Here is a 24,667-nt window from a genome sequence, read left to right as displayed (position 1 = left end):
CATCGTCGATCCTTCCCACCAAGCTGAGCTCGGCGTGTCGAACCAAGGACCGGATCAACCGTTATTCAGACAGTCCCCCGTGGAGAAATATCGAGGCTAGAACGGCGGTGCTGCCGTTTCGTCTGTCTCGGGCGGTTGATTGTCGGGTGGGTTGGGGTAGGCGATGTGGCCGGATCGTTTCGGTGTGGTGGGGATGTGTGGTCTGAGGTCGTTGCCGAGGATGGGTACGGCTGTTGCGTTGGTGGGCAGGGTGATTCGGGTGGTTTTCGATGTCGATGTCCAGAGGATCGCTCCACCGGGGAGCATGACGGCCTTCCAGTAGCCGGCGGTTTTGACGGAGTGGTGGTAGTCGCAGAGGCATTGAAGGTTGTTGACGGTGGTCCAGCCACCGCTGCGAGGGTTGGCGTGATCGAAGGCCACGACGTGGTCGAGTTGGCAGCGTGCTGCGGGTCGGTGGCAGCCGGGGAAGCGGCAGTGTTTGTCTCGCAGGCGGACGGCTGCTGTGGTGAGGGCATCGGGTCGGTAGATCAGGGCGCGGTCGGTGAGTGGATCGCGGGGTACCGATTTGCCGAGGGTGGGGTCGGCGGCGATGGCGGCTTCGAGCGCTGCGGCGAGGGAGGCGTTGCCGAGGTAGAGGCCTGAGGGTGTGCGGTTTGCGGGTGTGTGGCCTGCAGTGGGGGTCGGTCGGTTGTCCATCCGGATTGCCGAGCGTAGGTCGAGTGCTCTCATGTTGCGGGCGGGATGTCTGATGTCGTCCAGGTCGAGGGCAGAGCTGTGCCGTGTGCCCCGGCCGACGGGGGTGTGGGTGCAGAACAGGGCTGCAGCGGACGTCAACGATCCCAGGCGACGCTGGCGTGGATTGTCGCCGGCGGCAGCGGCAGTGGCAGCGGCAGCGGCAGCGGCAGTCGAGCCTGTTCCTGGTTCCGGGCCTTGGGCTGATGTCGCCCCGGATGTTGTGGATCCGGATGCCGTTGTGGAAGAACCTGATTCGGATTGTTTCGGAGCAGGATCAGGTGCCGGCGATATCGGGTCCGCAGGTGACTGCAACGCCGGTGCCGGGTCCGATGCAGGTCTCTCGGGGCCGGTTGCCGAGGTCGGCTGTGTTGGAGGGGCGTTCGCTGGTGCCGGGGCACTGGTTGCTGCGTGCTTGCGGACTGGGTCGGCGGTAGCTGCTGACGGGTCGGTCGCAGGTGCGGGTGTGGACTCGTTGTTCTCCTCGGCATCGCCGGTCTCGCCGGTCTCGCCGGTCTCCTCGGCATCGGCGACCTCAGCTGCGAGTGACTCAGGTGCCGCTGGTGCCGGTGCTGCGGGCTCCCGTGCCGGTGTCGAGGTATTTCGAGGTACAGGTACAGGTGCAGGTGCACGCGCGGCTGCCGGTGAACTGGCCGGGGTCGGTTCGGTCGAGGAATCTGTCGCCGACCTCGAGTCTGCGCCCGACTTGATTCCCGCATCAGCATCAGCATCAGCATCAGGGTCCGCGTCCGAGCGCGTGTCGTTGTCTTCGTCCTTCTCTGTTTCCGTTTCGGGTTCTGTTGCAGCCCCTGTCTTCTCGCTATCCGGGCGTCGTTCCCATTCCCCGGTCTCTGGGTTCTGCACTGCGAGTCCGAGTTTCTCGGCGAGGGTCACTGCTTCGGTGAGCAGGATCTGCCACTGACTGTTGCGTGCCAACTCTCGCGCGAGATCCGGGTCGATGGAACCGTGCCCGGCGAGGTAGGCGGGGTTGGCCAACAACCCGATGAGGGTGGCGATGTCGACGGTGATCATCGTGAGCGGAACCCGCCGATCCGGCAGCACTGCCTCGGTTTTGGGGCAGTCGGTGCGTTGGCACAGGCATGCCAGTCGGGGTTCGCCGTGCATGCGGGCCATGAATGCATCGCACAGGCGTTCTTTCTTCCCGCGCGGATCTTTCGGGCAGAGAGTATCGGCCATCTCTTCGAGGAGTTGCCATGCGGCGGCGGCTTCGGGGGCGGTCAGCTCGGCTCGGATGCGGGCGAGTTCGCCGGCGGGGCTGTAGGTGACGGTGCGGAATTTCTTCGCGAACTCCCGCAACGCTGCCGCTTCCTCGGGTGCGACGCGCAGCAGGATGTCCCAGATCGCCTGTTCGAGCGGGCCCGGGGACGACCTTCGCGCCGCTTCGACGATCTCGGCTTCGACGCGGGTGACGATGTCGTCGGAAAGGTTGTCGAGGATCCGGCATACCGTCCGCACGCGGGGAAGGTCTATCTCGCCTGCCTCGAAGGCTGCCCGCAGCAGCGGCATCCGCGTGTGCAGGGCAACGCCGACCGAGACATACGCTTCGGCGACGGTCGCCGAGCAGCCCAATGCCACGGCCATTTCGGTGCGCCCGTATCGGCTGTAGTGCTTGTGTTTGGTGTCGCGGGTGATCCAGTCGCAGTGCACGCGATAGCAGGCGGTGATCTTGCGGGCCGCCTGCCGATTCTCCTCACGCGCGGCAGCGGTCAACGCCTCCAATGACACGGTCGGTACTGCACCCAATTTTTTCACCCCCCGGTGAGCCGAAACAAGAACGCCTGTTCGAACAAGATGAACAATAACCCGACCCACCGACAAGAACGCTCGAGCCGAAAAAGCACCGGCTGACCTGCCGTTACCCGCGGAATCGTTCTACACTGCACTCCATGAGCGAGCCCGGTTCAAAGTCGGAACCAATCGAATTACGCCGGCGTGCGGCCGGCGGCGATCAAGATGCCATCGACCAATTGGTCGAACTCGCAGGCGAGCGCAACGACCTCGACGAACTCCGCTCTCTCGCCGGCACAGGTAGCAGCGATGCCGTCGACATCCTCGTCGAGCTCGCCGGTGAACGTGGCGACCGCGCCGAGCTGCAAAGATTGGCCGCCGCAGGCAGCCAAGACGCCGCGGACATTCTGGAGGAACTAGATAGCTAAGCGGGCCGCGCCCCCAGTTGCACGGTGAGGCGGTGTGCCGCGTCGAGCAGCATCTTGCCCAATTCCCGGCGTCGGTCGTCACGGAATCGCGTCTCGACGCCCGTCAGGCTCAGTGCCCACGCAGGACCTCCGGCGCGGTCGAACACAGCAGCACCGAGACCCCAGCTGCCTTCCACGAGCAACCCTGGATTGACGGCGAAACCTGTTGTCCGAGTGTGGCCTACGCGGTGCCGAATCGCTGTGGCGGAATGAGTCTCGCCCCACTCCGGCACCAGGTCGACGTCGCCGAGGTACTCGTCGACCTCCCGATCGGGCAGGTGCGCAAGAATGGCCAAACCGGCGGACGCCACCCCGAGCGGTAGCCGAATGCCCTCGTACAACACGTGCGAGCGCAACGGAAAGCTCCCTTCCACCCGAAGCAGGCACACGGTCTCCGCCCCGCGCCGGGCCGAGAGGAACGCGCTCTCTCCACTCTCGGTGGCCAACGCCTGCACTATCTTTCGAGCCTGGTCGGTGATGTCGTACCGCAATGCCGCCATCGATCCGAGCAGATAGATCTCCGGGCCCAGTGACCAGTTGCCGGTCGCGTCGCGGTCGACGAATCCTTGGTCGGCCAGCGACGCCAGTAGGCGATGTGCGGTCGGTCGCGCGATACCGGTCGCCCGCGCGAGCGCGGTGGTCGAGGCACCCGACGGCTCCTCGCTCCCCGCTGCGCGCAGCAACGAACAGATCTTGTCGATCACACTTGCGTTGGCATCCGGTGTCGTCACCCGGCCATCGTACGTCCACTCACCGGACGCCCAGTCCACATCCGTTCACCGAACGAGCAGATACCAGCATTCGCCTCACCGAAATACACAGCTCAGGTTGACTGACTACAACGTTTGCTCAACGAACACATCAGGAGCTGCAAGTGACTGGAAAGACCTACGCGTCCGCCGCCGACGCGGTTGCGGACATCGGCCGAGGAGCGACCCTCGCGGTCGGTGGCTTCGGACTGTGCGGCATCCCCGACGCACTCATCGAGGCCATCGCCAACACCGACGCCACCGAGCTCGAAGTATTCTCCAACAACTGCGGCGTCGACGGCTACGGACTCGGAATCCTGCTGGCCGCCGGACGAATCCGCCGCGTCACCGCCTCCTACGTCGGCGAGAACAAAGAGTTCGCCCGGCAGTACCTCGCCGGCGAACTCGAAGTGGAACTGACCCCGCAGGGAACACTCGCCGAGCGACTCCGCGCCGGAGGCACCGGAATTCCCGCATTCTTCACCCCCGCAGGAGTCGGCAGCCCCATCGCCGACGGCGGAATGCCCTGGCGCTACGACCCCGACGGCTCCATCTCGATCGCCTCCCCACCCAAAGAGACCCGAGTGTTCGGCGACAAACGGTACGTACTCGAAGAGTCGATCAACGCCGACTTCGCACTCGTGCACGCCGAAATCGGCGACACCGCAGGCAATCTCGTGTTCGACAAAACTGCGATGAACTTCAACCCACTCGCCGCGATGGCAGGAAAGATCACCATCGCCCAGGTCGAGAACCTCGTGGAGCCGGGCGAAATCGACCCGGCCCACGTACATCTGCCCGGCGTGTTCGTCCAACGCGTCGTACACACCGGCCCACAGGACAGGCGCATCGAAAAGCGCACCGTCAGTTCAGGAGTTCGAGCATGAACACAGGATGGACCCGCGATCAGATTGCCGAACGCGCCGCAGCGGAGATGGTCGACGGCGAATACGTCAACCTCGGCATCGGACTACCGACCTTGATCCCGGGATACCTGACCGACGCGGTCAAGGTCACCCTGCACTCGGAGAACGGCATCCTCGGCACCGGGCCCTACCCCACCGAGGACAACGTCGACGCCAACCTCATCAACGCAGGCAAGGAAACCGTCACCGTCAACCCCGGTGCCGCATACTTCGATTCGGCACTGAGCTTCGGCATGATCCGCGGCGGCCACATCGACACAGCCGTACTCGGCGGCATGCAGGTCTCACGCACCGGCGACCTCGCCAACTGGATGGTGCCCGGCAAGATGGTCAAAGGCATGGGCGGCGCGATGGACCTCGTGCACGGTGCCCGGCGCGTCATCGTCGTCATGGAACACACCGACCGCGACGGTAACCCGAAAATCCTCGACGCCTGCACCCTTCCACTGACCGGCCAAGGCGTCGTGAATCGCATCATCACCAACCTCGCCGTCATCGACGTCGTCGGCGACGGCACCCTCGAACTGGTCGAACTCGCACCGGGCGTGACCACCGAGCAGGTCACCGCGGCAACAGGATCGGCCCTGAAGCACTGATCGAACGACTGTGGGCTCGAACATCCGAAGATGTTCGAGCCCACAGGGTTACGTGATCAGTCGGGGATCATGTCGAAGGTGTCCGGATTCGGTCCGGTACGACCCTGCTCACCCTTGTCCAGAGCCGTGATGGCGTCCACATCGGCCGAGCTGAGCTCGAAGTCGAAGATGTCGAAGTTGGCCTTCACCCGCTCCGGCGTGACCGACTTCGGGAAGATGATGTTTCCGCGCTGGATGTGCCAGCGGAGCACCACCTGTGCGACGGATTTGCCTGCCGCGTCGGCGATTCGCTTCAATTCCGCGTCGTCGAGAACATTGCCCTGGGCGATCGGAGACCACGCCTCGGTGGGGATCGCATGCTCGCGGCCGTAGGCCCAGACGTCGTTGTTGACGAAGTACGGGTGCACCTCGATCTGGTTCACCGCGGGGACCGTCTCGGTCTCCTCCGCCAGGCGATCGAGGTGGGCGGGCTGAAAGTTGGAGACGCCGATGCTGCGTGCACGGCCGTCTGCGGCGAACTCCTCCAGCGTCTTCCAGGTGGAGACGAAGTCGCCGTCGTAGCGGGTGGGCAGCGGCCAGTGGATGAGGAAGAGATCCACGTGGTCGGTGCCGAGGTCACTGAGCGTCTTGTCGAACGCCTTGCGCGCGTCGTCGGGCTTGTGGAAGCCGTTGTTGAGTTTGCTGGTGACGAACACCGAGTCGCGGTCGATACCCGAGTTCCGAATACCTTCGCCGACCTGCTTCTCGTTGCCGTACATCTCGGCGGTGTCGATGTGGCGGTAGCCGATCTCGAGTGCCGTCTCGACGGCCTGCGCTGTCTTCTCGGGATCGATCTGGAACACGCCGAAGCCGAGCTGCGGGATCTGCTTGCCGTTTCTGAGCGTGACGTTGGGTACCTGAGTCATATCGCTCGGGTGCCCGCCCTCCCCGCGCTTCAAACCGGATGAAATGATGCCACCGTGATAGTGCAGCGCATCCGGCGCGTCGTCGACGGTGTCGCCGAGAGCCTCGGCAGATCCACCTCCGCCCTCATCGCACCGGAGCGACACTTCGATCCGGCGCACCCGTGGTTCCTCACTGCCGTCGAGCGCGGCAACGACGACACCCGGATCACCGACTGGACCGAGGGCAACCGCGTCGAGAACCTGGTGCACGGCAAGACCTATTTCGCGGCGCTGGCCCGAGCCCTCGACCGCACCGAGCGCGACGACCTGGTGCTGTTCACCGATTGGCGCGGAGATCCGGAACAGCTGCTCACAGACGACGGCGTGACCGTCGAGGACGCGCTCACGGGCGTCGCGCACCGCGGTGGCGTCGTGAAGGGCATGGTGTGGCGCTCGCACATGGAGACGCTCGGATTCACCGGCCCGAAGAATCGCAAGCTCGCCATGAAGCTCGAAGAGGCAGGCGGCGAGGTGATCCTCGACCAGCGCGTGCTGGTGACCGGAAGCCACCACCAGAAGTTCGTGGTCGTGCGGTACGGGAGGAAAGATCTGCCCGACATCGCGTTCGTGGGCGGCATCGACCTGGCCCGTGCTCGACGCGACGACGCCGATCATTTCGGCGATCCGGTCTCCCGACCCTTCCCTCCCGAGTACGGCGAGATCCCGGCCTGGCACGACGTGCAGGTCCAGTTGGAGGGACCCGCGGTGCGAGACGTCGAGGACGTCTTCCGCGAGCGCTGGGAGGATCCCGCAGCCCTGTCCCGCCTCCCCTGGCACGCCATCCCCGACATGCTGCGCGGAGTGACTCGGGAGCCGTCGGAACTGCCGCCTGCAGCTGCGCCGCCGGAACCGCAGGGCACGTGCTCGGTGCAGTTGTTGCGCACCTACCCGCGTCGACGCCCCGCCTACCCGTTCGCCACCAAGGGCGAGCGCAGCGCGGCACGGGCGTACGCCAAGGCACTCAACCGGGCAACCGAGCTGATCTACATCGAAGACCAGTACCTGTGGTCGGTGGATGTCGCACGCGTCTTCGCCGCGGCACTGCGCCGTAAGCCGAACCTGCGGTTGGTGGTGGTGGTTCCCAAGCACCTCGACGACGACAGTGCACTCACCATTCCCTCTGCGCTGCTGGGACACTCGGCTGCGTTGGAGGTCATCCGCGCGGCCGGAGGTGATCGCGTGTTGGTTCTCGACATCGAAAACGACCGCGGCATACCGGTATACGTGCATTCGAAGGTCTGCATCATCGACGACGTGTGGACCGCGGTGGGCTCGGACAACTTCAATCGTCGGTCCTGGACTCACGATTCGGAGCTGACGGCGGCGATCGTCGACGAAGAACGCGACGACCGCGAACCTCTCGACCCCGCCGGGTTGGGCGACGGTGCCCGAACCCACGCCCGCAACCTGCGCCTGGAACTGATCCGCGAACACCTCGGCCGCGCCGACGGCGACGACGCCGATCTGGTGGATCCGCAGCAGTTCTTCGACGCCATCTCGGCGAGTGCGACCGCGCTCGACGAGTGGCACCACAACCCGTCCTCGGGCCCGCGCCCTGCCGGCAGGCTTCGCCGACACGAGATTTCCGTGCCACCGGTGTGGCAACAGCGACTCGCCGCATTCGCCTATCGCCTGTTCGTCGATCCCGACGGCCGCCCGATCGGAATGCGTCTGCGTCGTCGCTTCTGAGGCTATCGCCGAGCACCAGCCGTTTCGGTCCTGACATATCGGGCATTCGCAGTCGATGCCTCCCTCCTCTGAATCCCTCAGTGCTCTCGTCTTCGCTCCGTCTCCGCTGTTGACGGTGACCCTCGACAAAGCTCCCAACGGCAACACCGAACTGCACGTGCACGCGGGTGGTCAGGGCCACTGGATCGCCCGGATGGCCACGGTGCTCGGTCTCGACGTCACACTGACGGGAGTGTTCGGCGGCGAGATCGGGGGCATTCTGCGCGACATCGTCGAGCGGGAGGGCATCTCCGTGGTCTCGGTCGACATCGGCCAGGAGAGCGGCTCGTACGTGCATGATCGCCGTAGCGGTGAGCGTGAAATCCTTGCCACGGTCGACCCGCCGCCCCTGGCCAGGCATGCGCTCGACGACCTGTTCAGCGCGGCACTCGCAGCCGGTGCCCGCAGCGACGTCGCCATCCTCGGCGGACCGCACGAAGACGACATCGTTCCACCCGAGGTGTACGAGCGGCTGTGCGCGGACCTCACCGCCCTGGGCAAGACGGTGGTGGCCGACCTGTCCGGGCCGACCATGATCGCTGCGCTCGCCGGCGGCCTCACGGTGCTCAAGGTCAGCCACGAGGACCTCATCGCCGACGGCCGGGCCGAGTCCGAGGACCCGGCGCACCTCATCGACTCGATGCGGAAGATGCACGACGACGGCGCGGAGATCGTCGTGATCTCGCGGGCCGGAGATCCGGCCCTGGCATTGGTGGACGGCGACGTGCTCGAAATTGTCACGCCGGGTCTACGCATGGTCGATCACCACGGAGCAGGCGATTCGATGAGTGCAGGCATCGCTGCAGGGCTCGCTCAGGGATTGTCGGTCCCGGAGGCGTTGCGACTCGGCGGCGGCGCGGGCACGGCGAACGTCACCCGACGCGGCCTCGGCAGCGGGCGACGCGACCTGGTTCTCGGCCTCACCGAATCGGTGGAGGTTCGTCCGTACAAGAAGGCAGGCAAGAAATGAGAGCCCTGATCACCAACGACGACGGCGTGCACAGCGCGGGCATCGCCCTGCTCGCGCGCGTGGCTGTCGCTGCCGGTCTCGATGTCGTCGTCGCCGCGCCCCACGAGGAGCGCAGCGGGGCCAGCGCATCGTTGACCGGCATGGGCGTCGACGATCATCTGGGCGTCGCAGCGGTGGAGATCGACGGTCTGCCCGATGTCCCGGCGTACGCGGTGCAGGCGTCGCCCGCTCTGATCGCGTTCGTCGCCACCCGAGGAGCCTTCGGCGACGTGCCGGACCTGGTGCTCTCGGGCATCAACCACGGCCCCAATACCGGTGCAGCCGTTCTGCATTCGGGCACCGTAGGGGCCGCATTGACTGCGCTGACCCATGGAGTTCCCGCCATGGCCCTGTCGTCGATCGCCACCGAGCCTGCTCACTGGGACACCGCCGAGCACGTCGCACACCTCGCGGTGACGTGGATGGTGTCGCACGGACCGTCCGACGCCGTCGTCAACGTCAACATCCCGGACGTTCCGCTCGCGGATCTGGCGGGGATCGTGCAGGCATCGCTCGCCCGCTACGGCGCGGTACAGGCCGAAATAGGCGATCGCGGGGAGGATTTCGTCACCGTTCGCTTCGACGAGATCCGAGCCGAGGACGACGATTCCGACGCCTCCCTGCTGGCCCGACACTGGGCGACCGTCACTGCGCTTCGTCCGCCGAGCGAGGTGGACGGCGTCGACCTGTCCACGATGGGCGCGTGATCTCACCGACGAGACCGACTGTGTCGGTGCCCTCGGGCACACTGAAACCATCACCGCACATGCCACGGACCTAGGGGGTCACCGAGTATGACGTCAGTTCTCGATTCCGGATCATCACGCAGCCAGCACTTCCAAGGGGTAGTTCCGCCGTTCCTGCTCGAAAGGCTCCAGGGTGCGGGCGCTCGCGCCACACTGCTCGCCGATCGTGAAATGCGTGCGGGACGCGAGGTGGTGCAGGCGCGCACCGCCATCGCTCCGCGCACCGGCGGCACGCTCGAACGCACCATCTCCGACGCGAAGTCCACGCGGGATCTCCCCGGCCAGCAGGTGCGTGCCGAGGGCGAGGAAGCCACCGGAGACGCCGCGACAGACGAGGCGTACGACGGACTCGGGGCCACCTACGCATTCTTCGACGAGGTCTACGGCTATTCGAGTCTCGACGGCAGCGGCCTGCCCCTGGACGCGACGGTGCACTACGGGCAGGACTACGACAACGCGTTCTGGGACGGCTCGCGCATGGTGTTCGGCGACGGTGACGGCGAGGTGTTCGCTCGATTCACCGTCTCGCTGGGCGTCATCGCACACGAACTCGCGCACGGGTTCACGCAGTACACCACCCCGCTCGAATACAAGGACCAGGCCGGCGCGCTGAACGAATCGATCTCCGACGTTTTCGGCGCACTGGTCGAGCAGTACACCGCCGGGCAGAACGCCGAGGACGCGTCGTGGCTGATCGGCGAAGGGCTGTTCCTTCCGGCCGTTCAGGGGAAAGCGTTGCGCTCTCTGCTCGAGCCCGGCACCGCGTACGACGACGACGTGCTGGGTAAGGATCCGCAGCCGGCCAGCATGGACGACTTCGTCGTCACCACCGAGGACGAGGGCGGTGTGCACATCAATTCGGGTATCCCCAATCGTGCGTTCGCCGTCGCCGCCACCACTCTGGGCGGTCCGGCCTGGGATCGCGTCGGGCAGGTGTGGTTCGACACGATGACGGTCGGCGGACTGTCTCCTACGGTCGATTTCGCCGGCTTCGCGGCCGCCACACTCGCTGCAGCGAACGAGCGGTACGGAGCCGGTTCCGACGTTGCCGAGGCTGTGGCGACCGGTTGGTCTACCGTGGGAGTTCGGACAACGGGGAACGAGTCCATACCGAAGCCGAGCGACGATCGGGTGTGATCGAGGGCAGATGAGCCTGCGCATCGAGGTACTGCGAACCGGCGGTGTCGCCGGTATGTCCAAGCGCGGAGTCGTCGAGACCGACGAGCCGGAATGGCAGTCGTTGGTCGAGGCTGCGCAGCCGTACATCGCCGATCAGCAGGCCACCGACTCGGCCGACTCGAATGCCCGCGACACGTTCGTCTGGAACGTGTCGGTGGGTGAGCACTCGTGCCGCGTCGGCGACTCGAACCTGACCGGGCCGCTACGCGACCTCGCGGAGCGCACGCTCCGCGAGGGCCGCGTCAAGTAGCTGCCGCGTCAGGTAGCTGTCGCGTCAGGTAGCAAGAGGAATCGAGCTCAGGCCTTCCACTCCGCACTGCGTTCGTTCGTTGCCTGCCCCAGCGCCTCGACGAGCGCGTCGACTCCGAAGTCCTTGCCGTACGAGGGCGTTCCCGGCTGCTGACGCCACGACTGGGCGAGGGTGCCGCCGTCGACGGGGTCGAATCCGAGCTCGTCGATCACCGAGAACACGAGCTTCTTGGAATCCTCGTCGTCGCCTGCGATCGGCAGTGCGATACGACCGCTGGCCCCGCTGGGCACCCCCTTTTCCAACAGGTGCTTCCAGTAGATTCCGTTGAACGCCTTGATCACCGGCTCGCCGAGTTGCTGAGACACCCACACACTTTCGGGTGTCCCACCCTCGATCTCCTCGATCAACCCATCCCGCTGCTGCGGGTAGTAGTTGTTGGTCTCGATGATCGGCGCCCCGGGCTTACGGGCACCGGCAATTCCCGGTGCCAGATCCGGCACGTTCTTCTGCGGAATGCTCAGAATCACCAGGTCTGCGTCCTGAGCCGCGTCGGCGGCCCACACTGCCGTCGCCCCGGTGTCCGCCGCCAGGTCTGCCAGGGTCTCCGGGTCACGAGAGTTCGAGAACCGAACCTCGTGACCGAGTGCCGTCAGGCGACGGACGAGAGTACCGCCGATGAATCCGCTTCCGATGATTCCAATTTTCATACTCGGAACCAACGCACGCCCGACCCCGAACAATTCCCGTCAGGATCCGACGGAGACCTTCGACCGGGGACGACGGAACTTCATGGCCTTGTCCACCACCTTGCCGTAGCGCAGCACCGGCAGGTCGCGGAAGTAGTTCATGCGCAGCTTCCACGGGGTCTCGCTGCCCTGTCTCGGGAAGTTGTCCACCGCCCGCAGCACGTATCCCGCCGCGAAGTCGAGGAACGGTTCCTCGTCGATCGACGGGTCGCGTTCGAGCTCGACTGTGCTGTAGCCCTTCTCGTCCATGTGCGCGAGCAGTCGCATCACGTAGTTCGAGACCATGTCGGCCTTGAGCGTCCACGAGGCGTTGGTGTAACCGACGACGAAGGCGAAGTTGGGGATACCGGTGAGCATCATGCCCTTGTAGGCCATCGTGCTGGGCAGGTCGACGTCCTCGCCGTCGACCCGGAACTGCGCACCGCCGAGAGCGGAGAGGTTCAATCCCGTTGCGGTGACGACGATATCGGCGTCGAGGTGCTGGCCCGACTTCAGCTTCAGACCGGTCTCGGTGAAGGTGTCGATGTGATCGGTGACGATCGAGACTTCGTCCTTGCGAATCGAACGGAACAGATCGTTGTCGGGCACCAGGCACAGGCGCTGATCCCACGGGTTGTAGGACGGGGTGAAGTGGGTGTCGAGGTCGTATCCCTTCGGCAACCACCCCTCCTGCATCGTCCGGATCCGCTTCTTCATGAACTCCGGGTACTTCTGGCTCAGCGTGTAGATCAACATGGCCATCGACACGTTCTTGAGCCGAGTGACGCTGTACGCCAACTTCTTCGGCAGGCGCTTGCGTAGCGTCTGCGCAATCGGGTCCTGTGACGGAAGCGAGAGGACGTAGCTGGGCGAGCGCTGCAGCAGCGTGACGTGCTCGGCGTCGCGAGCCAGGTTGGGAGCCAACGTGATTGCCGTTGCACCGCTACCGATCACGACGATCTTCTTGCCGGAGTAGTCCAGATCCTCGGGCCAGTGCTGCGGGTGGATCACCTGGCCGCCAAAATTCTCCTGTCCGGCGAACTCGGGGGTGAACCCCTTGTCGTAGTTGTAGTAACCGCTGCAGGAGAACACGAACGACGCCGTGATTGTCACCGTCTCGTCCGTGTCGCTACGGTGCGCGGTCACCGTCCAGAACTGCTGTTCGGACGACCACTCGAGCGCGACGACCTTGTGATGGAACCGAATATGCTTGTCGACGCCCGCTTCCTGCGCGGTTTCGACGATGTAGTTGCGGATGTCGGTGCCGTCGGCGATGGATTTCTCCCCCATCCACGGCTTGAAGCTGTATCCGAGGGTGTACATGTCGGAGTCGGAACGAATCCCGGGGTAGCGGAACAGATCCCACGTTCCCCCGATCGCGCCGCGACTTTCGAGGATGGCGTAGGTCTTACCGGGCAGATCGTGCCCGAGGTGGCGCGCGGCCCCGATCCCGGACAGGCCGGCACCGATGATGAGAACGTCGACCTCGGGAGAGGGCAATACGGCAGTCATGTCAGCGATTCCTTCGATGTCCGGTGTCAGCTGGTCTTGTTGCGAGCGCTCTCGGACCTGCCGAGGCGGGCTACTTCTTCGTCCATCTTCGGCAGGATCGTCGGCACGTGCTCGAGCATGCTGCGATCACCGACCCGCGAGGTGATGACGGCCTTGAACCACGACGCTGCGCCCACCCACCGCGGCACGTAGACGCGCCGCTTGCGCTTGGCCAGACCGTCGACGAACGCGTCGACGCACTGCTCGACGGTCATCGTCTTACCCAGCGGGCCGGGCAGCACCGCGAGCAGATCCTGGAATGCGGTGAGATCGGACTTGGCGTCCTGCACCATCGGGGTGTCGATCCATGCCATGTGCGCAGAGCCGACATCGACACCTCGATAGTTGACCTCGAGCCGGAGGGCATTCGCAAAGTGTTCTGCCGCAGCCTTACTGGCGTTGTACGCGGCCAGGCCGGGGCACGGGGTGAACGCCGCGAGCGAGGAGACGACGAGGACGTAGCCGTTGTGCTCGATGAGCGATGGCAAAGCCGCGCGGACGGTGTTGAACACGCCCATCACGTTGATGTCCATGACGCGTTGGAACGTGGCCGGATCGACCTGCATGATCGATCCGTAGCTGGCGATGCCTGCGTTCGCCAGCACCAGATCGATGCCGCCGTACGCCTCTATTCCCCCGTCGACGGCGCGCTGCATATCGTCGAGATTCCGCACGTCGGCAACGAATGCCGCTGCTTTCAGCTGGGTCGCGAGTTCCAGGAGGGGTGCCTCGTCGACGTCGACGAGAACCAGCTGGGCACCTCGGCCCGCCAGCGCACGTGCCGTTGCGGCACCGATCCCCCGCGCCGCTCCGGTGATCAGAACGACCTTGTTCCGCAGCGTCGACGCCGCCATCTGCTCCCCCTCGATCGGAATGCCTGTCTGCGAACACTTTGCATCTGATACCGAGCGGTGTCAAGATCTGTCTGTGACTACCCATCACAGCGAACCCGGCCGTACCTACCGAGGTGCCGACCCGCAGCAACGGCAGCAGGAGCGTCGAATTCGTCTGCTCGACGCCGCCGTGAAGGTCTTCGGCACCACCGGCTACCGGACGGCAACCGTGGAGAAGGTGTGCAGCGAGGCCGGCCTGACCAAGCGCTACTTCTACGAGTCCTTCTCCAACAGCGAGGACTTGCTCATGGCCGCCTACGGCCGAGCGACCGACGCCATGCGCGAGAACATCCTGGCCGGTGCGCAGGCCGAGGCCGACTCCACCGAGCAGGTTCTCCGTGGCGCTCTCACCGGCTTCTTCACGTTCGTCGCCGAGAATCCTGGATCCGCGCGCATCGCCTTCGTCGAGATTCTCGGAGTCTCGCCCACCGTCGACGCGCTCTACCGCAAGACGACGACCTCGTTCTCCGAGACGGTGCTGCAGGTGGCCGAGGCCGCCGGATCCAGCCGCGGACTCGCCGGGCCCAACCGTCGAACACTGGCCATGGGCCTGGTGGGCGCGGTCCTCACCATCGCCCAACAATGGCTGCTCTCTCCCGAACGCGAACCGCTGGACTCGGTGATCGCCAGCGCCCACACCATTCTCGCCGCCGTGGTGTTCGGACGCGTCGACAGCTGAGCGTCAGGTCAGGGCCTGCTCTGCAACGGCTCCACCGGCTCGTGAGCCGTGGCGCGTTCTCCTGATTTGACGACGACCACGCCGAGCAGAACCAGTGCGCCACCGGCCAATTGGACCGGTGCCGGTGCCTGCCCGAGCAGCAGCCACGCGAACACCAGTGCCGCAACGACCTCCATCAGACCCATGAACGATGCCAACCGCGACCCGAGACGTCGGCCCGCCGCGATCCCGAGAACGTAGGCCAGCGCGGCGGTCACGACGCCGAGGCCGATGATCGGAACCCACCACGGAACGACCGCATCGACGAAGGTGACGTCGGTGAGCGGAGCAGCGAACGGGACGATCCCGATGAGCCCGGCGACCAGCAGGATGAGCCCGCCCGTCAACAGACCGGCTCCGGCGAGCACGATCGGCGGGAGGCCGTTGCTCTCGTCCGCCGACAGCACCCAGTACACGGCCGCACCGACCATCGAGCCCAGCGCCCACAGCACGCCGACCGAGTCCACGTCGGCACCGGAGATCAGATCGAGCACGAGCACCAGCCCCATCGCGGCCAGCAGTGCGCCCACCACGGTCAGGCGACCGGGACGCTGCTGGTGCCGGAACCACATCCACCCGATGACGGCCACGGGCGAGGTGAACTCGATCAGCAGCGCGACACCCACCTCCATGCGTCCGACAGCGTTGAAAAAGGCGAGCTGGCACCCAGCCACCGCGAAGGCACCGTAGGCGAGGAGTAGCTTCCAGTTCTTCGCCAGCAGATTCCACCGTCCGCGCAACGCGAGGATCGACGGAATCAGCAGGACGGCTGCGGCGAGCAGAATTCGCGCGGTCACCGCGGCCCCGGCAGTCCAGCCTGCGTCGAGCAGGCCCGTGGCGAGTGAGCCGGAAAGCCCGAAGGACGCCGCGGAGAGCAGCGCGAAACCGAGTCCCGAGAGTCGACGCGACCGCGCGGCAGCATCGTGGGTGGCCGCGAGATCCGCATTCGCGTCATGAGTGTAAGCCGTCATGGCATGTGACAGTAGGGACCGACTTGGTAAGGTGTCAACATGCTTTTTGCTCATGACGCGGAACTGTCACTGTTGGCGTCCGTGGCGTTGATCAATTCCGCCGAGGAGCCGGACACGCTGACCACCCGCGAGCAGCTCGCCGAGTTCTTCACCGAACAGGGCTACTCAGGCCGCTTCGACGGCGACGACGCCGAGCTCGAGGCCGTGAGAGCACTGCGCCCTACCCTGCGCGCGCTGCTGACCAGCAGCCGAGACGACGCCGTGGTCGAGGTGAACCGTCTGCTCGCCGAATCCTCGGCCCTGCCCCGACTGGTTCGTCACGGAGATCTCGACTGGCACATCCATGCCGTCGCCGACGACAGTCCGCTCGCGACCCGCATCGTCGTCGAGACCGCGATGTCCATGATCGACGTCATCCGAGCGGACGAGCTCTCGCGCTTCGACGTCTGCGCGGATCCGGACTGCAACGGCCTGGTCCTCGACCTCTCGCGCAACCGATCCCGCCGGTTCTGCAGCACTACCTGCGGGAACCGAGCGGCCGTTGCCGCGTACCGCGCGCGCAAGGCTCAGTGACGACGGCCACTGGGCAGTGCGGGGCTTAATCGGTCGGCTTTCGGGTATCCCCCGCTCCGAGCTGATCGAAAGGAATTGCCCCTATGGTCGAGAAAAGGCCTACCAAAACGAGCTGGGCCAGAGCTGTCGAGAACATGCTGGCCGTCATCCTGATCTTCGCCGGTATCGCCGCCGCAGGCGGTCTGATCGCCGCATTGGCGGGCGGCTTCGAAGGTTGGGCGATCGTCGCCGGAATCGCCGTGATCGTGTTGTTCGGTGCCGGATTCCTCGCGATTCGCGACGGCGCTCGACGACGAGCCCTCGAAACGAACACCGTCGTCTACGCCCCGGACAACACCGACCAGCTGTTCGACGTCGACCCGAACACCGGTGAGCGAACCCCGCACCGCGAGTAGCGCACTCGATGCGGGGCCGCTGCAGGTTCAGAAGGGCTGTGACTTCAGAAGGGATACTTCTGAATGTCCGACTGCATCGTGACCCACTGCAGATCGCAGAACGTATCGAGGTTGACGGTGGTGCCGAAGTGTCCACCGGAACCCGATGCCTTGACGCCACCGAACGGCGCGACGGCCTCGTCGTCGATCGTCTGGTCGTTGATGTGCACGGCACCGGAACGAATTCGGTCCGCCAGCTCGTAGGCCTTGAACGGGTTCGAGGTCAGAACAGCAACGGACAGGCCGTATTCCGAGGAATTGACGATGTCGATTGCCTCGTCGACGGTGCGGTACGTGGTGATGGGTGCGACCGGGCCGAATATCTCCTCGGTGAACGCGGGTGAATCCTTAGGCACGTTACCGAGCACGGTCGGTCGGTAGTAGAGCCCGTTGAAAGTTCCGCCTGCAGCCAGTTCGGCACCGGCCGTCACCGTGGCTTGCACGATGCTGTCGACTCGCTTCAACTGGTTCTCGTCGATGATGGGCCCCAACGCATTCGACGGGTCGGTCGGATCTCCGACGGTGATGCGCGCGGCGATCTTCGCGAGTTCCGCCGTGTACTGCTCGGCGAGATGCTCGGAAACGAGGTGCCGACCCGACGCCATACAGATCTGCCCCTGGTGCAGGAACGATCCCCACGCGCCCGCCGATGCAGCGGCCTCGATGTCTGCATCGGGCAGCACGAGGAACGCGTTGTTTCCGCCGAGCTCGAGGTGGACCTTCTTGAGCAACGGCGCAGCGGCTTCCGCGATTCGGCGGCCGGCCGCGGTGGATCCGGTGAAGGAGATGCACGGCACGTCGGGGTGCGAGACGAGCGCCGCTCCCACGTCGGCACCCGAGGGCAGTACGTGCAACAGACCGTCCGGCAGGCCGGCCTCGGCGAGAATCTCGGCGAGGATCAGTCCACCCGAAATCGGCGTTCGCGGATCGGGTTTGAGCACAACGGCATTGCCGACGGCCAGAGCAGGCGCGACCGACCGCATAGACAGTACCGCTGGGAAGTTGAACGGACTGATCACGCCGATGACGCCCATCGGAACATATCGCCCTACCGAGAACCGAGACTTCGCGCTGCGCAGGACCTGCCCGTAGGGCTGGGACGCCAACGTGGCCGCCTCGGTCAGTTCGGCAAGAACCAAGCCCACCTCGGCCCCTGCCTTGCCGTGACTGGATCCCGATTCGGGAATCAGCCACCGCGTCAGACGCTCGGGGTTCTGTTCTAGAATCGCCGCAGCCTTCATCATGACCGATGCTCGCTCCGGGTAGGGCTTGGCGGCCCATTCTTGCTGCGCACGTGCAGCTTTCGCGACAGCTCGATCGAGGTCCGCGACGTCCGCAGCACCGACGGTGGCCACGAGGGCCCCGTCGGCAGGAGCCGTCACGTCGAGGGTTCCACCGCCGCCGTCCAGCCATCCGCCGTCGAATATCTTCGCCGTCCACGCCAGTGTGTTCGCCATGTCAGTCCTGCTCTTTCATTCTCGGTGTTCTTTCTTCGTTACCGCTGGGCTGCGATCGCTGCGTCGAGCACTTCGGCCTCGGCCCAGGATCCGTGGAACGCGAACGGAACTCGGACGGGAAGCTTCACCCGCGCGAGAGGTTCGCGGGTGAACGCGTCGGCCTCGTGCACCAGTAACTCGGAGAGTCCGGTCGCCGGATTCCACCACAGGGTCAGCAGATATCCGTCGTTCTCGCCGCTCGCTCCTCGACGCTGGACGAAGACCGGTTCGCTGGGGCTGGTCAATCCGTCGGGCCCTTCGAGCACGACCGTCTGGCCGGTGGAGAAGTCATGGCGCGCAAGCCCATCCGTCAGAGTCAGCGGAGACAGATCTCGGGTGGTGGCGAAGTAGCCGAAGCGATTCTCCTTGCCCAGCCACGCGTCGTTGATCTTCGGGAATTCACCCGCGATCCCGGTGTGCATGTGCTGGGTGGTTGTCCCAGTCGCAGTATCGAGCACGAACCGCCAGGCCATCGCGGGTGGAAACCAGGAGTGCGAGTCGATCGGCTCGTCCGAGTCGTCGGCCGGATTGCCCAGACGCGCGATGACGTGCAGATCCACCACGATTCCTGTGGCGGTTTCGTGCGCGTTGAAGAAGTGCGTCGGGGCCAGCATCAGGCCGGTGTCGTACCAGCTCACCTCATGGGTGCGACGGTCGAGCACGGCGAACCTGCTGCCGTTCGGCGTCGCCGATTCGTCCCAGAGCACTCCGGGTCGCCCCTCCATGATGCGGTCGAGGCGGAACTGGTTGGGCGAGATGAGGAAGATCGCGAGGTGTTCGCTCACGATGTAATCGTGAACCATTGCCGGGCACCCCATGTCGAAACCGAAGGAATCGACGACGGTGCCGCTGGTATCGGCCTCGTACCACGTCAGTCTCGGCCCGATGGCAGAGTAGAACAGCATGTTTCCGGTCGACGGTTCGATCTTGTAGTGCGCCGTGCACAGGATGTCGAGTGCACCACCGAAGTTGTACGTGCCCTGCGTATCGAGAGTTTCGGGGTGCATCGAATGCGGTAGTCCGCCTTCGTAGTACACCAGCAGATGGTCGGCGAACAGCCCGACGTTGGTATTGGCGACGCTCTTGGACGGCGGCGCGCCCGCCGGCAGATCCCGCTTGGTCTTGCCGGAGCCGTTGACGAAACCGCTGTACAGCGCTTCCCCGGCCTCCACCTCGATCTTCATGGTGTCGGTGTGCACCCACTTCATCCGGAACGACGCCTTACCGTCGCGGATGTAGGTGCCCGCGACGCCGCCGTCGCCCTCCCACCAGTGGTAGCGGTCGGTGTCGAGTGGCTCGAAGCGTGGATTGTCGGCCACTCGGAACAGCGCGCCGGCGAGATCGTCGGGGAGTTTCCCGATGACCTCGAGGTCGAACGCCTCGGTCTCCTCGTGCCACGGCGCGAACGGCCCGTTCAGAAACTTGTTGGACGTGTTCCAGTCGACGTCCGCCTCGTGCCGCGGAGTCGGGGGCGCGGTGCGGCGGACCACAGTCGTCGGCAGCGGGGTAGGAAGTTCACGCATAGCTGATGCCTTTCGTCTCGATGTAGGACAGTTCGGAAGGGCTCACCGAAGTTCCGATCCACGACGCCACCGCGGCTCTCACTTCGGCTCGAACGTCGTCACCGTCGTGCGGATGCCACGCGGCCGCAACGAAGCGGTCGGGTCGGATGAGCACGAATCTTCCGGTGTACGTATGCATCTCGTCGTCCAGCCGGCCGTCGACGTCGAGTAGAACGTTGATGCCGTCGATTCTCGGCACCGTGCGATCGGTGGGCACAGCGACTTCGACTGCGTGTAGGCCGCGACCGATATCGTGCGCGTGCGCCCAGTCCGCCGTGTCGTGTACGTCGACTCCCACCAGCGCCCAACCGGTTCCGAGGATCTCGTCGAGCGGGCGGATGGTTCGGGTCGCCGAGTCGAAGGCCCGAGGTTGCCCGATCATGCTCCCGGTGTCGTCGCCGGGGAGTACGAGCCCGTCGGAGAATCGGTACGGCGGGCGATAGGCCATGGTCTCGAACCAGCGTCGCCCGTTCTCGGTGGCCAATGCGGCCCGGACCAACTCGTCGCGCCTGGCCGCGATGCGAGGGTTGGTGGTCATCACCACGCGGCCCAACCGCTCGGATGCGCGAACAACCGCGGCGGCGTGCGGGCAGCGCTCGGATTGGTATGTGGCCAAGACACTGTCGTTCAGGCAACCGTCGAGCACGCCGGTCAACTTCCACGCCAGATTTGCGGCGTCGCGAATGCCGGAGTTCAGACCCTGACCGGCGAACGGCGGCATCATGTGTGCGGCGTCGCCGAGCAGGAAGCAGCGCCCCAGCTGCCATCGATCGGCCACGAGGCCGTGGAAGCGATAGTTGACGGCTCGTTCGACCTGAGCGGGTGTGATCCGCCGGTAGCGCGAGACGAGCCTTTCGATGAGCTCGAACGGTGGCGCGTCGGTGGCCGTACCCTCCCCCTCGAAGAGGCGGAATTCGTATCGACAGCGGCCGCCGAGACCCGGCACCACCACGTGCGGCCTGCTCGGATCGGCGTGGTGCATGCCGTAGCGCTCGATGTGGGGGTCGCCGAGCGTGTCGACCACCAACCACAATTCCGGGTGGCTGCGTCCGATCATCCCGATACCGAGCAGGTTTCGGACGGTCGATCGTCCGCCGTCGCAACCGAGGAGGTAGCGGGCTCGCACCGTGCGTCCGCCCGCTTCGATGGCCACGGCGTCCGCGTCCTGCACGATCGACGTGACCTCGGTGTCGAACCGAACGGTGACATTGCGCGCCGTGTGCAGCGCTTCGGCCAGCACACGCTCGAGGTCCGGTTGCGCGAACGGGTTCTTGAAGGAGTAGCCCAACCGGTAGGCGCTCTCCGCGCCGCCGTGGAACAGCGGTTCGTCGTCGAGTCCGTAGTAGCGGGTTCCGGTGCCGGGCACGACGATCGGCAGGATTCTGTCGATCACGCCTGCCTGCTGATAGGTGCGCAGTGCCTCGTCGTCGATGCTGATCGCTTTGGGTTCGTCGCTCGTCGTCGAGCGCCGCTCGAGAACGACGACGCGGAGCCCTCGTGCAGCGAGCAGCAGGCCCGCGGTCATCCCGACCGGACCGGCACCGCAGATCGCTACGTCGTAGAGGGTGTCGAATCTCGTATCCACACCACCAACGTAGCGCGCATCACGTTTAATAGGAATGCTGTCCCATAAAATAGGACACGCTACGAACTGACGACGGCCAATCTCGTCGACAGCGTCTGCGCCGCGGCCCGCACTGCGGTGACGAGCACGTCGGTCCGGTCCTCCGGGACTCGACGCCTGATCGCGACGATGCTCAATGCCGCTGCCACCGAACCGGACTCGTCGAAGATCGGTGCGGCGATTCCCATCGCATCCGGGTCCACCTCGGCGACGGTCAGGCCGTAGCCGGTGGTGCGGATCCGCTCGAGGCGATCGACGAGGCGATCGACGTCGGTCAACGTTCGATCGGTGAAGCGTTGCAGCTCGTGCCGACCCAGAATCGAGCGGATTTCCTTCTCCGGCAACCAGGCCAACAGCGTCAGCGCCGACGCGCCGGCGTTGATGGGCAGCCGACTCCCCCGCTCGTAGCTCAGGCGCACCAGTTGCTTGGCTCCCTCACACCGCTCGATGCACACTGCCGTGTCGTCGACGAGCCTGGTGAGCAACACCGTTTCGCCCACCTCGTCGGCGAGTTCACGCATCACCGGTTGGGCGATCGTCGTCAATCCGTAACCGCGCCGGGCCAATCGAGCAAGTTCGAGTACCGCGACACCCAACCGAAAGCCGCCATTGGGGGCTTCCTCGAGAAACGATGCGCCGACCAACGTCTGCAGATATCGATATGCCGTGGAGCGGGCACTGCCGAGAGCCTCGGCGACATCGTTCGCGCTGATCTGCAGGCGATCCTCGGTGAACATGCCCAGGATGATCAGCGCGCGGTCGGCTGTGCTGTTGCGTTCTCTGTATCCACTCGTTTCCGATGCCATGTCGCCATCATAGTTCTGACTGTCAGGACTGCAGTGTCATCAAACGAACCAACACTCTTGACAGCTGTGATCCAGGCCATGAACACTGTCCTGTATTAGACAACAGCAGTCCTGCTTTACAGGACACGGCCTCCGGACGAGGAACTCATGAAACCCACCCAACACAAGCTGGATCGCGGCACGCTCATCGCCTGCTGCCTCGCGATCGGCGTCGCCCAGATGGGCGTCTCACTCGCGGCGCCCATTCTCGGCGTGATCCAACGCGACCTCGGAGCGAGCGCTGCGGCGCTGGCCTGGATCCCGGCCGCGTTCATCCTTCCCACCGCCATCCTCGAGCTCAACTTCGGCGTGCTGGGCGACATGTTCGGCCGCAAGAGGCTGCTCGTCTGGGGCGGCGTGCTCGTCTTCCTCGGAGACGTCGTCGCCGGAACGTCGGGAACTCTGACGCAGCTGATCGCCGGGCAGGCCATCGCCGGACTCGGCGCTGCCGCAATCTTTCCCACGTCACTGGCCATGCTGGTCTCGGCAACCCCGGAACGTCAGGAACGAGCCCGGGCCCTGTCTCTCTGGGCGGTCAGCCTGGCGTTCGGTGCCATGATCGCCCCGCTGATCAGCGGCTTCGCGGCCGAACACTTCAGCTGGGGCTGGTCGTTCGCCATTCCCGCCGTGCTGGGTCTCGTCACCGCAGCCGTCAGCGCCGCGGTGATCGTCGACTCGCGTCATCCCGCCGGACGCGGACTGGACTGGCCCGGCCAGATCACCATCGCCGTCGCGTTGCTCGCGCTGCTGTACGCGGTGATCCAGGGCTCCGTGGACGGCTACTCGAGCCCCGTCATCGTGGGCACTTTCGTGCTCGCAGTAGCGTCGTTCGTCGCGTTCGTCATCAGCGAGCAGCGAGCCCGCACCCCGATGCTGAACCTCGCGCTGTTCCGTACCCCGGCCTTCGCAGCGGCCGCCCTGATCGGTTTGCTCGCGATGTTCGGCTTCATCGGCACCGCCTACGCGCTCAGCGTGAAACTCGAAGCGATCCTGCACGTCAGCCCGCTGCAGGCCGCACTACCGTTCGCCCTCATCCAAGCCGTACCACTGCTCCTCACTCCGTTGCTCCCGCGCCTGTTGATGCGCGTCGCGGCCCGCACCCTGCTGGTCACCGGACTGTCGGCACTGGCCATCGGTCAGATATGGATGGCTCAGCTACCGGGCGACTCCACCTCACTGCTCGCGATGACCGGCCCGATCCTGCTGCTCGGCACCGGCTTCATCACCATGTTCACCGCACTGACGGCCGTCGCCGTCGGAGCCGTCGCCATCGACTACGCCGGAATGGCAAGCGCGGTCACCAGTCTCGTTCGCGAAACCGGCCAGAGCCTCGGCCCCGCGATCGTCAGCGCCGTGGCCTTCGGAGTTGCCGGAGCCACCCTCACCTCCAACCTGTCCGACGGTTCCCTCCCTCCCGAGGCGGTGGGCGTGGCCTCCGGCGTCGCCGAGCAGGGCGGGCCACTGGCGGTGGCCAACGCCGACCTCGGCCCGATCTCGGATCTCGTTGCACCCCTTGCTCGGACGGCTCTCGAAACCGGACTCGACATGGGCATCTATGTCTGTGCCGGGGCCACCGTCCTGGCTGCGCTCATCGCACTCGTCATCCCCGGTGGATCCCCGAAGGGCCTCGACGCGGCCCCGATCGACGCGGCAGCGTCACCTGCCGCCGGCCGACTGCTACCGGCAGGTGAGTGAGATGTCCACGCCCACAATGAATCACGTCTTCACCCTCGATGTCGAGCTGGCTCCTCCGGTGGTCATCGGGCCGACCCCGCACGGTATGCGTCGGGTCATCCCGATCACCGGCGGCCGATTCCACGGACCGGCCGGATCAGGAACGATCCTGCCCGGCGGTGCGGACTGGAACCTCGTGCGCGCCGACGGCGTCACCCATCTGTGGGCCCGCTACACGATCGTCACCGACGACAACGTGCCCATGATGGTCACCAACGAGGGCTGGGGCACCCAGGACGACGCAACGATGGAGCGCATCTTCACCGGCGGCGGTGCCGACGTCGACCGCTGGTACTGCTCGACCAACCCTCGATTCGAAGTGGCCGACCCAGAGTGGAACTGGTTGAACCACAGCGTGTTCCTCGGCCACCTCTTGCCACCGAACCGCGGCGACCGGGTTCGGATCACCGTCTACACCGACGCCCCCGTCCCCACCCCATCGACGCCCCGAAAGGCGGATCACTGA

The 24,667-nt window shown here is 65.5% G+C and carries 24 protein-coding genes; 13 read left to right on the top strand and 11 right to left on the bottom strand.

The genetic code is table 11. The features are described from left to right. Positions 1-96: 96 nt before the first annotated feature. On the bottom strand, positions 97-2,478 hold the full coding sequence (locus R4P47_RS23300) for an HNH endonuclease (protein ID WP_317785908.1): 2,382 nt from the start codon (positions 2,476-2,478) through the stop codon (positions 97-99). Between the two features lie 161 nt (positions 2,479-2,639). On the opposite strand from R4P47_RS23300, the gene R4P47_RS23295 reads away from it, so the two are divergent. Then, positions 2,640-2,909 (top strand): hypothetical protein, encoded by a 270-nt coding sequence (locus tag R4P47_RS23295; RefSeq protein WP_317785907.1) that lies wholly within the window; start codon positions 2,640-2,642, stop codon positions 2,907-2,909. Here the strand turns inward: R4P47_RS23295 and R4P47_RS23290 are convergent. Continuing rightward, complete coding sequence (locus tag R4P47_RS23290) at positions 2,906-3,679, bottom strand: IclR family transcriptional regulator (RefSeq protein ID WP_317785906.1); 774 nt, start codon at positions 3,677-3,679, stop codon at positions 2,906-2,908. The genes R4P47_RS23295 and R4P47_RS23290 overlap by 4 nt on opposite strands. 143 nt (positions 3,680-3,822) lie before the next feature. On the opposite strand from R4P47_RS23290, the gene R4P47_RS23285 reads away from it, so the two are divergent. Together R4P47_RS23285 and R4P47_RS23280 are read left to right on the top strand one after the other, a co-directional pair. Next, positions 3,823-4,584 carry a CoA transferase subunit A gene (locus R4P47_RS23285; RefSeq protein WP_317549748.1) on the top strand — a complete coding sequence of 254 codons (762 nt, stop codon included), beginning with the start codon at positions 3,823-3,825 and terminating at the stop codon, positions 4,582-4,584. Further along, positions 4,581-5,219 (top strand): 3-oxoacid CoA-transferase subunit B, encoded by a 639-nt coding sequence (locus tag R4P47_RS23280; protein WP_317785905.1) that lies wholly within the window; start codon positions 4,581-4,583, stop codon positions 5,217-5,219. Before R4P47_RS23285 ends, R4P47_RS23280 begins: the two co-directional genes overlap by 4 nt. A 56-nt stretch (positions 5,220-5,275) precedes the next feature. On the opposite strand, the gene R4P47_RS23275 is transcribed toward R4P47_RS23280, so the two are convergent. Then, a complete protein-coding gene (locus R4P47_RS23275) occupies positions 5,276-6,124 on the bottom strand; it encodes an aldo/keto reductase (RefSeq protein ID WP_068054275.1) in 849 nt (282 codons plus the stop codon). 54 nt (positions 6,125-6,178) lie between these two features. On the opposite strand from R4P47_RS23275, the gene R4P47_RS23270 reads away from it, so the two are divergent. The 5 genes from R4P47_RS23270 to R4P47_RS23250 all read left to right on the top strand — a co-directional run bounded on the left by R4P47_RS23270 (position 6,179) and on the right by R4P47_RS23250 (position 11,075). Beyond that, positions 6,179-7,852, top strand: coding sequence for a phospholipase D family protein (locus tag R4P47_RS23270; RefSeq protein WP_149406415.1), 1,674 nt, complete (start codon positions 6,179-6,181; stop codon positions 7,850-7,852). A 55-nt stretch (positions 7,853-7,907) separates the two neighbouring features. Further along, positions 7,908-8,861, top strand: coding sequence for a 1-phosphofructokinase family hexose kinase (locus R4P47_RS23265; RefSeq protein ID WP_094687668.1), 954 nt, complete (start codon positions 7,908-7,910; stop codon positions 8,859-8,861). Continuing rightward, a complete protein-coding gene (gene surE / locus R4P47_RS23260) occupies positions 8,858-9,607 on the top strand; it encodes a 5'/3'-nucleotidase SurE (protein ID WP_317785904.1) in 750 nt (249 codons plus the stop codon). The genes R4P47_RS23265 and surE overlap by 4 nt, the downstream gene beginning before the upstream one ends. A gap of 87 nt (positions 9,608-9,694) precedes the next feature. Continuing rightward, positions 9,695-10,783, top strand: a complete 1,089-nt coding sequence (locus R4P47_RS23255) for a M4 family metallopeptidase (RefSeq protein ID WP_317785903.1) — start codon at positions 9,695-9,697, stop codon at positions 10,781-10,783. Between the two features lie 10 nt (positions 10,784-10,793). Further along, positions 10,794-11,075 carry a protealysin inhibitor emfourin gene (locus tag R4P47_RS23250; RefSeq protein WP_082899002.1) on the top strand — a complete coding sequence of 94 codons (282 nt, stop codon included), beginning with the start codon at positions 10,794-10,796 and terminating at the stop codon, positions 11,073-11,075. 47 nt (positions 11,076-11,122) lie between these two features. Here R4P47_RS23250 and R4P47_RS23245 read toward each other — a convergent pair whose 3' ends face one another. Genes R4P47_RS23245 through R4P47_RS23235 form a run of 3 tightly spaced genes read right to left on the bottom strand, consistent with a single transcriptional unit; the run spans position 11,123 to position 14,205 of the window. After that, the gene (locus tag R4P47_RS23245) at positions 11,123-11,782 is read right to left on the bottom strand and encodes an NADPH-dependent F420 reductase (RefSeq protein ID WP_317549744.1); all 660 of its coding nucleotides are present in this window, start codon (positions 11,780-11,782) and stop codon (positions 11,123-11,125) included. A gap of 39 nt (positions 11,783-11,821) precedes the next feature. After that, positions 11,822-13,312, bottom strand: a complete 1,491-nt coding sequence (locus tag R4P47_RS23240; protein ID WP_317549743.1) for an NAD(P)/FAD-dependent oxidoreductase — start codon at positions 13,310-13,312, stop codon at positions 11,822-11,824. 26 nt (positions 13,313-13,338) lie between these two features. Beyond that, positions 13,339-14,205 carry an SDR family oxidoreductase gene (locus R4P47_RS23235; RefSeq protein WP_317785902.1) on the bottom strand — a complete coding sequence of 289 codons (867 nt, stop codon included), beginning with the start codon at positions 14,203-14,205 and terminating at the stop codon, positions 13,339-13,341. A gap of 73 nt (positions 14,206-14,278) precedes the next feature. Between R4P47_RS23235 and R4P47_RS23230 the strand changes: the two genes are divergently transcribed. Then, positions 14,279-14,923, top strand: coding sequence for a TetR/AcrR family transcriptional regulator (locus R4P47_RS23230; RefSeq protein WP_317549742.1), 645 nt, complete (start codon positions 14,279-14,281; stop codon positions 14,921-14,923). Between the two features lie 8 nt (positions 14,924-14,931). On the opposite strand, the gene R4P47_RS23225 is transcribed toward R4P47_RS23230, so the two are convergent. Next, positions 14,932-15,933, bottom strand: a complete 1,002-nt coding sequence (locus R4P47_RS23225) for an EamA family transporter (RefSeq protein ID WP_149406407.1) — start codon at positions 15,931-15,933, stop codon at positions 14,932-14,934. A 39-nt stretch (positions 15,934-15,972) separates the two neighbouring features. On the opposite strand from R4P47_RS23225, the gene R4P47_RS23220 reads away from it, so the two are divergent. After that, positions 15,973-16,506, top strand: a complete 534-nt coding sequence (locus tag R4P47_RS23220; protein ID WP_317785901.1) for a CGNR zinc finger domain-containing protein — start codon at positions 15,973-15,975, stop codon at positions 16,504-16,506. An 83-nt stretch (positions 16,507-16,589) separates the two neighbouring features. After that, positions 16,590-16,901: a hypothetical protein gene (locus R4P47_RS23215; protein WP_068284000.1), complete on the top strand. Its 312-nt coding sequence runs from the start codon at positions 16,590-16,592 to the stop codon at positions 16,899-16,901. A gap of 44 nt (positions 16,902-16,945) precedes the next feature. Here R4P47_RS23215 and R4P47_RS23210 read toward each other — a convergent pair whose 3' ends face one another. Genes R4P47_RS23210 through R4P47_RS23195 form a run of 4 tightly spaced genes read right to left on the bottom strand, consistent with a single transcriptional unit; the run spans position 16,946 to position 22,428 of the window. Next, a complete protein-coding gene (locus tag R4P47_RS23210; protein WP_317785900.1) occupies positions 16,946-18,397 on the bottom strand; it encodes an aldehyde dehydrogenase family protein in 1,452 nt (483 codons plus the stop codon). 38 nt (positions 18,398-18,435) lie between these two features. Beyond that, the gene (locus R4P47_RS23205; RefSeq protein WP_317785899.1) at positions 18,436-19,959 is read right to left on the bottom strand and encodes a carotenoid oxygenase family protein; all 1,524 of its coding nucleotides are present in this window, start codon (positions 19,957-19,959) and stop codon (positions 18,436-18,438) included. Next, positions 19,952-21,583 carry an FAD-dependent monooxygenase gene (locus R4P47_RS23200; protein WP_317785898.1) on the bottom strand — a complete coding sequence of 544 codons (1,632 nt, stop codon included), beginning with the start codon at positions 21,581-21,583 and terminating at the stop codon, positions 19,952-19,954. Before R4P47_RS23200 ends, R4P47_RS23205 begins: the two co-directional genes overlap by 8 nt. 59 nt (positions 21,584-21,642) lie before the next feature. Further along, positions 21,643-22,428 carry an IclR family transcriptional regulator gene (locus R4P47_RS23195; RefSeq protein WP_094638652.1) on the bottom strand — a complete coding sequence of 262 codons (786 nt, stop codon included), beginning with the start codon at positions 22,426-22,428 and terminating at the stop codon, positions 21,643-21,645. A gap of 147 nt (positions 22,429-22,575) precedes the next feature. Here R4P47_RS23195 and R4P47_RS23190 point away from each other — a divergent pair, with 147 nt between their 5' ends. Beyond that, positions 22,576-24,162 carry an MFS transporter gene (locus R4P47_RS23190; RefSeq protein ID WP_317785897.1) on the top strand — a complete coding sequence of 529 codons (1,587 nt, stop codon included), beginning with the start codon at positions 22,576-22,578 and terminating at the stop codon, positions 24,160-24,162. Position 24,163: 1 nt separating this feature from the next. Further along, positions 24,164-24,667, top strand: a complete 504-nt coding sequence (locus tag R4P47_RS23185; protein ID WP_317785896.1) for a DUF3237 domain-containing protein — start codon at positions 24,164-24,166, stop codon at positions 24,665-24,667.

It is taken from the genome of Rhodococcus sp. IEGM 1370, assembly GCF_033142325.1.
Taxonomy (GTDB): Bacteria; Actinomycetota; Actinomycetes; order Mycobacteriales; family Mycobacteriaceae; genus Rhodococcoides.
The sequence above is the reverse complement of the archived record's forward strand: the minus strand, read 5'-3'. Positions and strand labels throughout refer to the sequence as shown.

Excerpts from the sequence above, each read along its gene's own strand:
- R4P47_RS23295 (WP_317785907.1), top strand. The coding sequence starts at position 2,640 with ATGAGCGAGCCCGGTTCAAAGTCGGAACCAATCGAATTACGCCGGCGT.
- R4P47_RS23280 (WP_317785905.1), top strand. The coding sequence starts at position 4,581 with ATGAACACAGGATGGACCCGCGATCAGATTGCCGAACGCGCCGCAGCG.
- R4P47_RS23275 (WP_068054275.1), bottom strand. The coding sequence starts at position 6,124 with ATGACTCAGGTACCCAACGTCACGCTCAGAAACGGCAAGCAGATCCCG.
- R4P47_RS23265 (WP_094687668.1), top strand. The coding sequence starts at position 7,908 with ATGCCTCCCTCCTCTGAATCCCTCAGTGCTCTCGTCTTCGCTCCGTCT.
- surE (WP_317785904.1), top strand. The coding sequence starts at position 8,858 with ATGAGAGCCCTGATCACCAACGACGACGGCGTGCACAGCGCGGGCATC.
- R4P47_RS23255 (WP_317785903.1), top strand. The coding sequence starts at position 9,695 with ATGACGTCAGTTCTCGATTCCGGATCATCACGCAGCCAGCACTTCCAA.
- R4P47_RS23250 (WP_082899002.1), top strand. The coding sequence starts at position 10,794 with ATGAGCCTGCGCATCGAGGTACTGCGAACCGGCGGTGTCGCCGGTATG.
- R4P47_RS23245 (WP_317549744.1), bottom strand. The coding sequence starts at position 11,782 with ATGAAAATTGGAATCATCGGAAGCGGATTCATCGGCGGTACTCTCGTC.
- R4P47_RS23240 (WP_317549743.1), bottom strand. The coding sequence starts at position 13,312 with ATGACTGCCGTATTGCCCTCTCCCGAGGTCGACGTTCTCATCATCGGT.
- R4P47_RS23235 (WP_317785902.1), bottom strand. The coding sequence starts at position 14,205 with ATGGCGGCGTCGACGCTGCGGAACAAGGTCGTTCTGATCACCGGAGCG.
- R4P47_RS23225 (WP_149406407.1), bottom strand. The coding sequence starts at position 15,933 with ATGACGGCTTACACTCATGACGCGAATGCGGATCTCGCGGCCACCCAC.
- R4P47_RS23220 (WP_317785901.1), top strand. The coding sequence starts at position 15,973 with ATGCTTTTTGCTCATGACGCGGAACTGTCACTGTTGGCGTCCGTGGCG.
- R4P47_RS23215 (WP_068284000.1), top strand. The coding sequence starts at position 16,590 with ATGGTCGAGAAAAGGCCTACCAAAACGAGCTGGGCCAGAGCTGTCGAG.
- R4P47_RS23210 (WP_317785900.1), bottom strand. The coding sequence starts at position 18,397 with ATGGCGAACACACTGGCGTGGACGGCGAAGATATTCGACGGCGGATGG.
- R4P47_RS23205 (WP_317785899.1), bottom strand. The coding sequence starts at position 19,959 with ATGCGTGAACTTCCTACCCCGCTGCCGACGACTGTGGTCCGCCGCACC.
- R4P47_RS23195 (WP_094638652.1), bottom strand. The coding sequence starts at position 22,428 with ATGGCATCGGAAACGAGTGGATACAGAGAACGCAACAGCACAGCCGAC.
- R4P47_RS23190 (WP_317785897.1), top strand. The coding sequence starts at position 22,576 with ATGAAACCCACCCAACACAAGCTGGATCGCGGCACGCTCATCGCCTGC.
- R4P47_RS23185 (WP_317785896.1), top strand. The coding sequence starts at position 24,164 with ATGTCCACGCCCACAATGAATCACGTCTTCACCCTCGATGTCGAGCTG.